9 protein-coding genes are annotated in these 13,720 nt (G+C 44.6%); 7 read left to right on the top strand and 2 right to left on the bottom strand.

What is annotated here, in order from left to right; genetic code table 11:
* Nucleotides 1-8: 8 nt before the first annotated feature.
* The 5 genes from R8N49_RS12920 (at nt 9) to sucD (ending at nt 7,205) form a co-directional block, all read left to right on the top strand.
* Nucleotides 9-719 carry a succinate dehydrogenase iron-sulfur subunit gene (locus R8N49_RS12920; protein WP_005382174.1) on the top strand — a complete coding sequence of 237 codons (711 nt, stop codon included), beginning with the start codon at nt 9-11 and terminating at the stop codon, nt 717-719.
* A 171-nt stretch (nt 720-890) separates the two neighbouring features.
* Nucleotides 891-3,716 (top strand): 2-oxoglutarate dehydrogenase E1 component, encoded by a 2,826-nt coding sequence (gene sucA / locus R8N49_RS12915; RefSeq protein ID WP_005382176.1) that lies wholly within the window; start codon nt 891-893, stop codon nt 3,714-3,716.
* Between the two features lie 28 nt (nt 3,717-3,744).
* Nucleotides 3,745-4,953 carry a 2-oxoglutarate dehydrogenase complex dihydrolipoyllysine-residue succinyltransferase gene (odhB, locus tag R8N49_RS12910; protein WP_186584422.1) on the top strand — a complete coding sequence of 403 codons (1,209 nt, stop codon included), beginning with the start codon at nt 3,745-3,747 and terminating at the stop codon, nt 4,951-4,953.
* A gap of 213 nt (nt 4,954-5,166) precedes the next feature.
* The gene (sucC, locus tag R8N49_RS12905) at nt 5,167-6,333 is read left to right on the top strand and encodes an ADP-forming succinate--CoA ligase subunit beta (RefSeq protein ID WP_005382179.1); all 1,167 of its coding nucleotides are present in this window, start codon (nt 5,167-5,169) and stop codon (nt 6,331-6,333) included.
* The gene (gene sucD / locus R8N49_RS12900) at nt 6,333-7,205 is read left to right on the top strand and encodes a succinate--CoA ligase subunit alpha (protein WP_005382181.1); all 873 of its coding nucleotides are present in this window, start codon (nt 6,333-6,335) and stop codon (nt 7,203-7,205) included. Before sucC ends, sucD begins: the two co-directional genes overlap by 1 nt.
* A gap of 119 nt (nt 7,206-7,324) precedes the next feature.
* Here the strand turns inward: sucD and znuB are convergent, their stop codons facing one another.
* Nucleotides 7,325-8,110 (bottom strand): zinc ABC transporter permease subunit ZnuB, encoded by a 786-nt coding sequence (gene znuB, locus R8N49_RS12895; RefSeq protein ID WP_005382183.1) that lies wholly within the window; start codon nt 8,108-8,110, stop codon nt 7,325-7,327.
* The gene (gene znuC / locus R8N49_RS12890) at nt 8,103-8,891 is read right to left on the bottom strand and encodes a zinc ABC transporter ATP-binding protein ZnuC (RefSeq protein WP_017634809.1); all 789 of its coding nucleotides are present in this window, start codon (nt 8,889-8,891) and stop codon (nt 8,103-8,105) included. The genes znuB and znuC overlap by 8 nt, the downstream gene beginning before the upstream one ends.
* Before the next feature lie 78 nt (nt 8,892-8,969).
* Between znuC and znuA the strand changes: the two genes are divergently transcribed.
* Together znuA and R8N49_RS12880 are read left to right on the top strand one after the other, a co-directional pair.
* Entirely contained in the window at nt 8,970-9,857 is an 888-nt protein-coding gene (gene znuA / locus R8N49_RS12885; RefSeq protein ID WP_176310841.1) for a zinc ABC transporter substrate-binding protein ZnuA, read from the top strand.
* A gap of 202 nt (nt 9,858-10,059) precedes the next feature.
* Entirely contained in the window at nt 10,060-13,437 is a 3,378-nt protein-coding gene (locus tag R8N49_RS12880; protein ID WP_213893643.1) for an AraC family transcriptional regulator, read from the top strand.
* The last annotated feature ends 283 nt before the right edge of the window (nt 13,438-13,720 follow it).

The raw sequence follows: 13,720 nt of genomic DNA, 5'->3' as shown, positions 1-13,720 counted from the left end.
ATACGACTATGAAATTAAACTTCTCTTTATACCGTTACAATCCGGATGTGGATACTAAGCCTTACATGAAAGAGTATACCCTTGAGGTAGACGAAGGCTCAGACATGATGGTGCTTGATGCATTGATTCTGCTAAAAGAGCAAGATCCAAGCATCGCGTTCCGTCGCTCATGCCGTGAAGGGGTATGTGGTTCTGATGGTTTGAATATGAATGGTAAAAACGGCCTAGCGTGTATCACACCGTTATCTGCTCTACAAGGCGATAAGATAGTTATTCGTCCACTACCAGGGTTACCTGTCGTGCGCGATCTTATCGTTGACATGACGCAGTTCTATGATAACTATGCGAAAGTTAAACCATTCTTGATTGATGATGGTGCATTACCACCATCACGTGAGAATCTACAATCGCCTGATGACCGTGCGCATTTAGATGGATTGTACGAATGTATCATGTGTGCATGTTGTACAACGTCTTGCCCATCATTCTGGTGGAACCCTGATAAATTCATCGGCCCAGCTGGTCTTCTCGCAGCGTACCGTTGGCTAATTGATAGCCGCGATACGGCAACAGATGAACGTTTGTCTGATCTTGATGATGCATTTAGCGTTTTTCGTTGCCATGGCATCATGAATTGTGTAAGTGTTTGTCCTAAGGGATTAAATCCGACGAAAGCCATCGGTCACATTAAGTCGATGTTGGTTAATCGTTCGGTTTAATTTACTCGCTCTTAGGAATGTCGCAGTGTTGCGGATCACCCGATATGACCGCTTCACTGCTTCAGTAATATTCGAGTAAAGAATACAAAAATTGCCGACCGTATTTTTAGTCGGCTCTTATAGCTCGGCAAAGACCGAAGCAAACGTGAAAACTACTGGTTAAGGGAAAATATGCACAACGGCGTGATGAAGGCATGGCTCGAGTCTTCACACTTGGCTGGCGCCAATGCAACGTATGTAGAGGACCTCTACGAACTGTATCTAAGTGATCCCGATCTGGTAAGTGAGGAGTGGAAACGTGTTTTTGAAGGCTTGCCTAAGCCATCAGAAGAAGTGGCAGAACAACCACATTCACGTGTCCGTGACTACTTCCGACGACTCGCTAGAGAAACAAAGCATTACAATGTCCAAGTTAGTGACCCAGATGTCGATGCAAAACAAGTAAAAGTTCTACAGCTAATCAACGCATACCGTTTCCGCGGGCATGAAGCTGCAGAATTAGACCCACTAGGTCTATGGCAACGCCCAACCGTGGCGGAGTTAGACCCTGCTTTTCATAATCTTACCGAAGATGACTTCGAAGAAACTTTCAACGTAGGTTCTTTTGCTGTTGGGCAAGAAACCATGAAGTTGAAAGATATCTATGAAGCCCTCAACAAAACTTATTGCGGTTCCATCGGTGCTGAATACATGCACATGACTGACACAGAGCAAAAGCGTTGGATTCAGCAACGCCTTGAGTCTGTCGTAGGCCAGCCATCATTCAACAAAGATGAGAAGCGCACATTCCTAGAAGAGCTAACAGCCGCTGAAGGTTTGGAGCGTTACCTCGGGGCGAAATTCCCAGGTGCAAAACGTTTCTCTTTAGAAGGTGGTGATGCGCTGATTCCGATGACGAAAGAGTTGATCCGTCATGCGGGTACAAGTGGAATGCGTGAAGTGGTTATCGGTATGGCTCACCGCGGTCGTTTGAACATGCTGGTGAACGTACTTGGTAAGAAACCTCAAGACCTGTTTGATGAGTTCGCAGGTAAACACGACGAAACTTGGGGTACGGGTGATGTGAAATATCACCAAGGTTTCTCTGCTGATTTTGCGACTCCAGGCGGTGATGTTCACTTAGCACTTGCATTTAACCCGTCGCACCTAGAAATCGTAAACCCGGTAGTCATGGGCTCAGTTCGAGCACGTCAAGACCGCTTGGGTGATAATCAAGGTAGCAAAGTGCTTCCTATCACCATCCATGGTGATTCAGCAATCGCTGGTCAGGGTGTGGTTGCCGAAACGTTCAATATGTCTCTTGCTCGTGGGTTCCAAGTTGGTGGTACGGTACGCATCGTCATCAACAACCAAGTAGGCTTTACGACGTCTAATCCTCGTGACACGCGTTCTACGATGTACTGTACCGATATCGCGAAGATGGTGCAGGCGCCAATTTTCCATGTAAATGCAGATGACCCAGAAGCAGTTGCTTTTGTTACTCGCATTGCATTGGATTACCGTAACGAGTTCAAGCGTGATGTCGTGATCGATCTTGTATGTTACCGTCGCCACGGTCACAATGAGGCGGATGAGCCAAATGCGACTCAGCCTTTGATGTACCAGAAAATCAAAAAGCATCCTACACCACGCAAATTGTATGCAGATGTTCTGATCGATAAAAATGAATCAGATATCGAGACAGCGACTCAGTTAGTCAATGAGTATCGCGATGCATTAGATCGCGGTGAAGTGGTTGTTAAAGAATGGCGTCCAATGGCGTTGCACTCTGTAGACTGGTCCCCTTACTTAGGGCACGAATGGGATATGGAGTGGGATTCAAAATACGACAAGACACGCCTTATTGAGCTAGGCAATCGTCTGTGTCAGTACCCAGAAAGCCATAAACTGCAAAGCCGTGTTAATAAGCTATACAACGATCGTCTAGCAATGATGACCGGTGAAAAAGCTATTGACTGGGGTATGGCTGAAACATTGGCGTATGCTACATTGGTTGACGATGGCAAGCGTATTCGTCTTTCTGGTCAGGACTCGGGTCGTGGTACTTTCTTCCACCGTCACTCGGTTCTTCATAACCAAACCGATGCAAGCACTTACATTCCATTAGCGAATATTCATGACAACCAAGGGCCATTCCAAGTCTTTGACTCAGTATTGTCAGAAGAAGCTGTGTTGGCGTTTGAATACGGTTACGCAACAGCCGAACCAGGTGGTTTAACTATCTGGGAAGCACAGTTTGGTGATTTTGCCAACGGTGCACAAGTTGTTATCGACCAGTTTATCTCGTCAGGCGAGCAAAAGTGGGCGCGTTTGTGCGGTCTTACTATGCTTCTACCTCATGGTTATGAAGGTCAAGGTCCTGAGCACTCATCTGCACGTTTAGAGCGTTACCTTCAGCTTTGTGCTGAGCAAAATATGCAGGTTGTGGTTCCTTCAACACCGGCTCAGGTGTACCACATGATTCGTCGTCAGGTTGTACGCCCAATGCGTCGACCTCTCATTGTTATGTCACCGAAATCTTTGCTGCGCCACCCTCTATGTACTTCAACGATTGAAGACTTGGCGGATGGTACATTCCAATCTGCAATTCCAGAAGTAGATGATTTAGAACCAAGCAAAGTGAAACGTGTCGTGTTCTGTGCTGGTAAGGTTTACTTTGACCTACTAGAGCAGCGCCGTAACAACGAGCAAGACGATGTTGCTATCGTGCGTATTGAACAGCTTTACCCATTCCCAATGGAAGAAGTACAAGCAGCAATTGCTCAATACACTAACGTTGAAGACTTCGTGTGGTGTCAGGAAGAACCTCAGAACCAAGGTGCTTGGTACTGTAGCCAACATAACTTCCGTGCCGCTATTCCTGCAGGTGCAAATCTTAAATACGCAGGTCGCCCAGCTTCTGCTTCGCCAGCAGTTGGCTACATGTCGGTGCACTTGAAACAACAAAAAGCGTTGGTTGAAGACGCTCTGAACGTGAACTCAAAAACTTCGAATTAAGAATTAGAAGTTAAAGGAAGAAACAGATATGACAATTGAAATTCTGGTTCCAGATTTACCTGAATCAGTTGCTGATGCAACCGTAGCGACATGGCACAAACAACCAGGCGACGCAGTAGAGCGTGACGAGGTTTTGGTTGACATCGAAACAGACAAAGTTGTGCTAGAAGTTCCAGCTCCGGAAGCTGGCGTTTTAGAAGCTATTGTTGAAGCAGAAGGTGCGACAGTACTTTCTAAACAAATCATTGCTAAATTGAAGCCAGGCGCAGTTGCAGGTGAACCAACTGCAGACAAAACAGAAGGTACTGAAGCATCTCCTGATAAGCGTCACAAAGCTGCGCTTAGCGAAGAAAGTAATGACGCATTAAGCCCAGCAGTGCGCCGTTTGTTGGCTGAACATGGCTTAGAAGCAAGCCAAGTGAAAGGCACTGGTGTTGGTGGTCGTATTACGCGTGAAGATATTGAAGCGCATCTTGCGAACGCTAAATCTGCGTCAAAAGAAGACTCGCCAGCAGTGGTTGACGTGCCGACAGCGGCTCGCAGTCAGAAGCGTGTTCCAATGACTCGCCTTCGTAAGACAGTCGCTAACCGTCTGCTAGAAGCGAAGAACAACACGGCAATGCTAACGACGTTTAACGAAGTGAACATGAAACCAATCATGGACCTTCGTAAGCAGTACAAAGATCAGTTCGAAGAGCGTCACGGTATTCGTTTGGGCTTCATGTCTTTCTACGTGAAAGCAGTAACAGAAGCGCTTAAGCGTTACCCAGAAGTAAATGCTTCGATTGATGGCGATGACATTGTTTACCACAACTACTTCGACATTAGCATGGCGGTATCAACTCCACGTGGTCTAGTTACACCTGTCCTAAAAGACTGTGACAAGCTTGGTTTCGCTGATGTTGAAAAAGGCATCAAAGAGCTGGCTATTAAAGGTCGTGATGGCAAGCTAACGGTAGACGAGCTAATGGGCGGTAACTTCACTATCACAAACGGTGGTGTGTTCGGTTCACTAATGTCTACACCAATCATCAACCCACCTCAATCAGCGATTCTTGGTATGCATAAGATCCAAGAGCGTCCGATGGCAGTGGATGGCAAAGTTGAAATCTTGCCGATGATGTACCTAGCGTTATCTTACGATCACCGCCTAATTGATGGTCGTGAATCAGTTGGCTTCCTAGTAACGATTAAAGAGTTACTAGAGGACCCAGCACGTCTCCTATTAGACGTTTAATATCGCTAAAACGTCTAGTTATCGTAGGTAGCTAGACGTTAAAAATTTCAATGGCTAGACTAGCTCAACGTTTGGCCTTCATTTGAATCCTTCAGTATGAGAACTCATGATGAAGGATTGATTTGAGAAGACCCTACAGACGTACAAGCAGCCAAGACTGCAGCGTTATGGAAATAATAAATCCCTTAAGGGAAAAACAAACGGAATATCGAAATGAATTTGCATGAATACCAAGCCAAACAGCTGTTTGCAGAATTCGGTTTGCCTGTGCCAGAAGGCTACGCGTGTGATACACCACAAGAAGCTTTTGAAGCCGCAGGCCGTATTAGTACAGCCAAGAAAGTAGTTAAATGTCAGGTTCACGCTGGTGGCCGTGGTAAAGCGGGTGGCGTAGAGCTACACGATACAAAAGAAGGCGTTAAAGAGTTTGCACAGAAGTGGTTAGGTAAAAACCTAGTGACTTACCAAACTGACGCTAACGGTCAGCCAGTAACAAAAATCCTTGTTGAAGAAGCTTCAAATATTGCGAACGAACTATACCTAGGTGCGGTAGTTGACCGTGCTAGCCGTAAGATCGTTTTCATGGCTTCTACCGAAGGTGGTGTGGAAATTGAAAAAGTTGCGGAAGAAACGCCGGAACTCATCCACAAAGCAGCAATTGACCCACTAGTAGGTCCACAAGCTTACCAAGGTCGTGAGCTAGCGTTCAAACTTGGTCTTGAAGGCGACCAAATCAAACAATTCGTTAAGATCTTTATGGGTCTTGGCACTATGTTTTCTCAGTACGATCTTGCTCTGCTAGAGATCAACCCACTTGTGATTACTGGTGAAGGCAACTTGCTATGTCTTGACGGTAAGATCAACATCGACTCAAACGCACTGTATCGTCAGCCTAAGCTTCGTGAAATGCACGATCCTTCACAAGAAGATGAGCGTGAAGCACACGCAGCTCAGTGGGAGCTGAACTACGTAGCACTAGACGGTAACGTTGGCTGTATGGTTAACGGTGCAGGCCTAGCAATGGGTACGATGGATATCGTAAACCTACACGGCGGCAAACCAGCTAACTTCTTAGATGTAGGTGGCGGCGCGACGAAAGAGCGTGTTGCTGAAGCATTCAAGATCATCCTATCTGATGACAATGTGAAAGCGGTACTTGTTAACATCTTCGGTGGTATTGTACGTTGTGACATGATCGCAGAAGGTATTATCGGTGCGGTTAAAGAGGTAGGCGTAAGCGTACCTGTTGTTGTTCGTCTTGAAGGCACTAACGCTGACCTAGGTCGCGAAGTTCTTGCTAATTCTGATGTTGATATCATTGCTGCTGAGTCGCTAACTGATGCTGCTCAGAAAGTTGTTGCTGCTGCGGAGGCTAAATAATGTCTGTATTAATTAACAAAGACACTAAAGTAATCTGTCAGGGGTTCACTGGTGGTCAAGGTACTTTCCACTCAGAGCAAGCTATCGCATACGGTACGCAAATGGTTGGCGGTGTGTCTCCAGGTAAAGGTGGCCAAACTCACCTAGGTCTTCCTGTATTCAACACAGTTCGTGAAGCAGTAGAAGCGACTGGCGCAACAGCGACAGTCATCTACGTACCAGCACCTTTCTGTAAAGATGCAATCCTAGAAGCGATTGACGCGGGTATCGAGCTAATCGTAACGATTACTGAAGGTATCCCTACTACAGATATGATCGACGTAAAAGTGAAGCTAGAAGAAACTGGCGTTCGCATGATTGGTCCTAACTGTCCGGGCGTTATCACTCCTGATGAGTGTAAGATCGGTATCATGCCTGGTCACATCCACAAGAAAGGCAAAGTAGGTATTGTATCTCGTAGCGGTACTCTAACTTACGAAGCAGTTAAACAAACCACTGACGAAGGTTTCGGCCAGTCTACTTGTGTTGGTATCGGTGGTGACCCAATCCCGGGTTCAAACTTCATTGATATCCTAAAACTGTTCCAAGAAGACCCTGAGACAGAAGCGATCGTTATGATCGGTGAGATCGGTGGTACTGCAGAAGAAGAAGCAGCAGCATACATTAAAGAAAATGTAACGAAGCCAGTGGTTTCTTACATTGCTGGTGTAACTGCACCTCCTGGTAAGCGTATGGGCCATGCTGGTGCGATTATCTCTGGTGGTAAAGGTACTGCTGAAGACAAATTTGCTGCACTAGAAGCGGCTGGCGTTAAAACTGTGAAATCTCTAGCAGAGATTGGCCAAGGTCTACGTGAAGTGACGGGTTGGTAATCGACCACACTACTTAATAAGTATTAAAAAGCCTGCGATTTCGCAGGCTTTTCTTTTTCCGTTTCCGTGGATTTATGTTTGTTGTTAGCAAGGTCTTTCGCGTTTAATACTCAATGCGATTATGCTTTGCTTTTAATCAGCTGGCTCAGCATAAATAAGGATGTTGCGCTGATCACTACGGAAGGGCCGGCCGGTGTATCGAAGTGCCATGATAGGCTAAGCCCCATCAGTACTGCCACAGAGCCAATAATGGATGCGAACAATGCCATTTGCTCTGGTGATGAAGAGACTTTACGTGCTGTTGCGGCTGGGATAATTAGGAGCGAAGTCATGATCAACGCGCCAACGAACTTCATACCTACTGCGATTACTACACCCACCATTAGCATTAACACCAATCTAACTAAGTCTGTATTCACGCCCTCAACAGCGGCAAGTTCTTCACTGACAGTGCTAGAAAGCAGTGGGCGCCAGAAGACGTACAAACACGCGCTTACCGCAACAACACCTGCGTAAATAAACATCAGATCTTGTGGAGAGACGGCAAGTAAGTCCCCAAATAGGTAGCTCATTAAATCGACGCGCACGTTTTCCAAAAAGCTAACCGATACTAAACCGATAGAGAGTGCACTGTGTGCCAAGATACCTAACAACGTGTCTGTAGCCACAAGTTGTTGCTTTTGCAGAGTGACAAGCAAAACGGCCAGAGCTAAACAGCAGACGAGTAGCGCAAGGTAGAGATTTACGTTGAGCAAGAAGCCCAGCGCTAGGCCCATTAACGATGCATGAGCTAGGGTATCTCCGAAGTAAGCCATTTTACGCCAAACGACAAATGACCCAAGTGGACCGGCAATGATCGCGATACCAATACCAGCAAGAATAGAAGGTAGGAGAAACTCAATCATGATGGTGATGTCCGTGTTTATGGTGGGAGCATGATATCGCATCACCGCTTACTGGCGTTCCGGATAAATCGTGATGATGGTGCTCATGGTCGTGATGATAAAACGCGAGAGACTCTCTCGCTGCATTGCCAAATAGTGCGATGTAAGAAGGGTGCTGAGTAATAGTGGCAGGTGAACCTGAGCAGCAAACATGGTGATGCAGACAAATAACATCGTCCGTTTTCGCCATCACTAAATGTAAGTCATGCGATACCATAAATACGCCACAATCAAAGCGGTGACGAATGCTCTCAATTAAGTCATAGAGATCGATTTGACCTTGGATATCCACCCCCTGAGCTGGTTCGTCTAATACCAATAGCTGAGGACGTTGAAGCAGAGCGCGAGCCAGTAACACTCGTTGGTTTTCACCACCGGATAAGCGATGCATATTACTATTAAGTAAATGTTCAGCGCCAACAAGCCGTAATGCATCAATGCACTCCTGCTTACTGTATTTTCCTGCTAAATTTAGAAAGCGGGTTACATTCAGTGGAAGGGAGTCATTGAGCTTCAACTTTTGAGGAACGTAACCAATTTTCAGTTTTCTTTGTCGGTTCAACTTGCCGCTAGTTGGCTTTTGAAGACCTAAGATAACTTTGACTAACGTTGATTTTCCCGCTCCATTGGGACCAATTAGGGTAGTTATTTTGCCCTTTTCTAATTCCATACTAATGTTATCGAGAACTCTGCGGCCATCGAACTCGACGCATAACTGCTCAAGATGGACTAAGGAAGACATGAATGAAACTCATTTGCAAATCAATAATGTTATAATGTAACATTATCTCACTTTCCACGCCATATCCCAAGTAAAACTATGAAAAGAGCATTAATTCTTGCTGCCTCAGCAATGTTAACACTGCCAGCACAGGCGGTAACGGTACTGACGAGTATCAAACCTATTCAGTTGTTAGTAACAGAGCTTACTCAAGGAGTAACTTCACCAGACGTGCTATTGCAGTCTAACACATCACCCCATGACTATGCTTTGCGTCCATCGGATGTTAAAAAGGTCGCTTCGGCTGATTTGGTTATCTGGTACGGACATGATCTTGAACCGTTTCTAGAGAAAGTTGTTTCGGATAGATCGAATACTTTGACTATTAGTCAAATTCCAAATCTAGAATTGCGTGAATTTGATAGTGAGCACAACCATGACCATGATGGGCACGATCATGGCTCACATGATCCGCACTTTTGGCTAGGTGTAAGCCAAGCACAACAAGTGGCCAAGGCTGTTGTGAATCAACTTGTATCACTTGATCCGGAAAATGCAGCTCAATATCAAGCGAACCTCAAAAAGTTTGAACTCGAGCTAAAAGACACTGACCAACAGATAAAGCAGAAGCTGGCACCAGTAAAAAGCAAAGGTTACTTTGTATTCCATGATGCTTACGGTTATTTCGAAGATCGTTATGAACTAAATCAAATGGGGCATTTTACTGTGAGCCCAGAACGCAAGCCAGGAGCGAAGACCTTAATTCAAATTCGTCAAAAGCTAAGTGGTGGAGATGTGGCTTGTGTATTTTCTGAACCTCAGTTTACCCCGGCTGTCGTTCAGAGCGTAATGAGAGGCAGTGATGTCGCTAAAGGCGAGCTTGACCCGTTAGGGAGTACAATTGAAGCAAAACCTGGCAGTTACTTTACTTTTCTCAACAATATGGCGAATAGTTTTGAGCAATGCTTGAACAAAAAGTCAGATTAAGTGCTGTCGTAATGTAGGAGTAGTCTTTTTAACGTGATCCAGTAGTAAGAATTACAACCTTTGGTAAGGCGAGCCTTTTCTCAGAAAGTAATTGAGATATCATTACCAATAATTATCAGCTCAAAATAACCGTATAAATCCATGTTTTACAAACGATGAACGGTCACTTTCAGAGCACAAATTGATACAAAAGGTTTTCGTCTTGCTACGCCAATTAGCCCTTGCTCTGTTGGGCTTTATCTTATCCTACCAAGCATTTGCGCTTCATAATGCAAATGCAATCTTTTACCCTTTGCCAACTCAGGCAAAGGGTACTTTTATCGCGGCTAAAAAGTTGTTCTTGGGTGAAAAGGGCGGTTTGTGGATTCATGACGTACACGGGAGAGTCCTGTTTTACGATGGTCAAACTATATTGCCTAAATCAGGTAGCTTCCTACAAACGTCGGCCAAGCAGTTGGCTTATCATAAAGGTGCTTTTTGGACCTTTATTGAAAATGAGGTCTATCGAACTTATCCAAATCAGGAGCGACGTTTAGTCTTTAGTTTAAATCCAGGCTCACAAATAAGAAAAATAGGGTCTTCAAAGAACTATATTTGGGTGAGTGATGGCGCGCATTTCTATACCTACAATATCGACACTAGCGAGTTAAACTCTTTCTCTCTATTGCAGCTCTATCAACATAGTAATAATAGCTACGTTTACATTAATGATGCGGTGCTAGTTGAAACGAAGTGGGCACTAGCAACGACTTCCGGCTTCTATCTTTCTGAAGGTGATAAGTTTGACCATGTCGCTGCCTCAGGTCAAAACTACATTGAGAAAGTCTATTATTCACACACGCGAAGAGAAATTTTGATAGGTACATTGCGTGGCGCTTTAATTTTCAACATTTACCAGCCTGATAAAGAAGTGATTAGAATTGGCGGCTCACATGTTTTGACATTCGCAGAGACAAATCAAGAGTATTGGGTGGGGACAGAGCATGGCCTTTATTTGTACTCATTTTTTTCAGGTGAGGTCACCGAAGTCGCGCCTGCAAGCTTTCTTGAGTTAGAGTTAGATAACACGAAGATTTATTCGTTGTTGAGCGACAATATGGGAGGGATGTGGATTGCGACTAACCAAGGTATTCGTTATTACTCGCTATTTAGTAAAAAATTTGAACGAGTGACCTTTAGTAGTTATGACTCACACACCCTATCAGGACGAATTCGGCAAACTATTGAAGGTCCTGATGGTGCGCTTTGGTTTGCTGATGACCGAAAGATTTATCGTTCAGGAAAGAGTGGGATTAACCAAGTCTTAGAGTTGGAGTCGCAGATCAATGAATTTGCGTTTCAAAACGGCATGCTTTGGCTTGCAACCTCAAAAGGGCTGGAAATATTTGAGCTAAATGGTCTCAACAAGATTACATTTCCTTATTTACAGGTTATGGCTGGACATGCCGTAGAGCATGTGACCGTTGATGGTGATGACCGTCTTTGGGTATCAAGCGGATACCATCTTTACAATGTTGATACTGCTGCACAAAGCGTACGAAACTTTGGAAGTGAGTGGCTAGTAAGTCAGTATTTGCCTGCTAAGGTTACGCGCCTATATGATACTGAAGACGCCCTATTAATAGGCACCGATCATGGCGTATACCAATACAGTAATGACAACATCCAGTTTATCCGTTTTTCAGAAAAGTTTGGTGAATCATTAGACATGACCACGGCGGTTGATGGCAGCCAGTGGTTTGCTTCATCTTATGGTGTGTTTAAAACTGATACACGAAGCGATGAAAAACGTGTTGTTGAAATGAGTGAGCCCAACGCCAGACCTGCTTGCTTGATCAGAGACAGGCAAGGTGTATGGTTAGCTTCCTCTGTCGGTTTAAGCTATTACCACCTTTCGGGTGAGTTAGTGAAACATTACTCATCGTCATCAGGCTTAATGAACAATGAGTTCCTCCCTGGTATTTGTAGCGTTATACAGCAGACAGAAATTGGTGAGCGAGAGCTTGTTCTGGGGTCGAAGTACGGACTCGTAAAAGCAGAAGCATCCAAGCTGCTTGTATCTAATCCCCCAGAGTCTAAGTTTATTGTTAGCCAAGTAGTGCTTGAAAATGAAGTTCTGCAAGTTGGTAGTGCCGATCTGAATGGGCTCACACTGCCATATGGATCTTCGCTGAGTTTTTTATTCGGTGTGATGCCAAAACCAGACAGTCAAAATTTGTACTATCGATTGAACAACGATGACCCATGGCAAACGTTAGAGGGGGGCCAACTGACACTCGAGCACCTTAGTTCCGGTGAATATCACTTGCAGGTCAGTAATGAGTCTCAAGTTGCCACTGGAGTCGTTGGTTTAGAATCTCACTTTATCGTCCTTCATCCTTGGTATCTATCGCGATTTGCTATTTTAGGCTTTGTCGTAGCTAGTATTGCGGTCGTCGCATTACTTGTTTTCTGGCGCTCTCGCTACGTTGTACAGGCTAACCGTGATCTAGCAGCTCAAGTGACTCTCAAAACGAATCAGTTAAGACATCAAAGTAGAGTGTTGCTTACGAGCAACCAGCAATTACGTAAACAGATTCAAGTTAGAAACCTACTCGTAGACCATGTAGCTCTATCCATAAAATCAAGCGTCGACTTTATTGTGGCGAAACTACCTATGCCTCTGGATACTGCGACAGAGGATCATTTGGCTAAAACGAATTGGCAGTTAAATGAACTCAAAAGTGTTCCAAGTGATGTAAGTGGTGGGAGTCAGAACTACAACTTGAGTCAGATAACTCAGTCAGTGGTTGATGTATGGCAAGATGACTTTGCAAAAGCGGGTATTTTGGTAGAGCTAGAAGATGAGAGCAAGCAGAGCCGGGTTGCTCTGGAAAGTTTTAATCTTGATGTTATTTTCAATAGCATTTTTGCCAATATCATCAAGCGCTCTTTCCGAGGTCAAACGGTTAGAATTATGCTAGAAGAGGGACATGATATTGTGTCATTGAGCTTTCTTGATTACGGGACGCAATTACCTAATAAAGTCGCGACTGGGCTTCCATCTAACTTAAATCACTCTGAGTTGAGTATTGACCACCTTGCCCAACTAGTGACAACGAGTGGTGGTTATTTGGCTGTCTTCTCTTCTGATGCTCAAAACAAAGTCGAGATTACATGGCCATCTGCGAAGGAAAGGAGTTATCTGGATGAACCGCAGCAAGAACTCAATCCTGTAACTATTGCAGAAGATCAAGTCACACCAGAGAAAGAGTGGTTGCAAAAAGTCTATCAATTAGTGGCAGAGCATTACCATGATCCTGAATTTGGCACTGCGTCAGCCGCTAAAATGCTGTATATGTCTGAACGCTCTTTACAGAGACGTTTTAAATCTGCCTCGTCAAGAACGTTAAAAGACTATGTCACAGAGGTTCGTTTGGAAACGGCGTGTGAAAAGTTATTGGCGGGTGAGAAAATCAGTGAAGTCGCCTTTAACTGTGGCTTTAATGATCCATCTTACTTTAGCCAAAAGTTTAAGCTGCATTTTGGTTTGCCCCCTTCCAAGTTTGCTCTGACTCAAGAAAGCCAAGAAATTAACTAGAAAACCTTCATTATACGCTCCCTAATTAATAGTTAAGATGCTGGGGAGCTGCATACAGTGCTCTATTATTGCTGCAGTTGCTAACGCAGTAAGTTTCATTGTTTCTTCATCACATCTAGCCTACAAATCCATTCTCAACACGTAAGCACGATCACGTTCTATCTGTTAGTCGCGATGTTCATAGCAATAAGCATAAATGGCTTCAAGAGAATGATTTACTGATAGTTGCAACAAATAAATGACAGTTGTATTGCTGTATCAAAAGAGCGTTGTTCATTTGGGG

This window comes from Vibrio sp. 1978 (genome assembly GCF_033344345.1).
The sequence above is the reverse complement of the archived record's forward strand: the minus strand, read 5'-3'. Positions and strand labels throughout refer to the sequence as shown.

Coding starts and splice junctions, on each gene's coding strand:
- odhB (WP_186584422.1), top strand. CDS start 3,745: ATGACAATTGAAATTCTGGTTCCAGATTTACCTGAATCAGTTGCTGAT.
- sucA (WP_005382176.1), top strand. CDS start 891: ATGCACAACGGCGTGATGAAGGCATGGCTCGAGTCTTCACACTTGGCT.
- sucD (WP_005382181.1), top strand. CDS start 6,333: ATGTCTGTATTAATTAACAAAGACACTAAAGTAATCTGTCAGGGGTTC.
- sucC (WP_005382179.1), top strand. CDS start 5,167: ATGAATTTGCATGAATACCAAGCCAAACAGCTGTTTGCAGAATTCGGT.
- znuC (WP_017634809.1), bottom strand. CDS start 8,891: ATGTCTTCCTTAGTCCATCTTGAGCAGTTATGCGTCGAGTTCGATGGC.
- R8N49_RS12920 (WP_005382174.1), top strand. CDS start 9: ATGAAATTAAACTTCTCTTTATACCGTTACAATCCGGATGTGGATACT.
- znuA (WP_176310841.1), top strand. CDS start 8,970: ATGAAAAGAGCATTAATTCTTGCTGCCTCAGCAATGTTAACACTGCCA.
- znuB (WP_005382183.1), bottom strand. CDS start 8,110: ATGATTGAGTTTCTCCTACCTTCTATTCTTGCTGGTATTGGTATCGCG.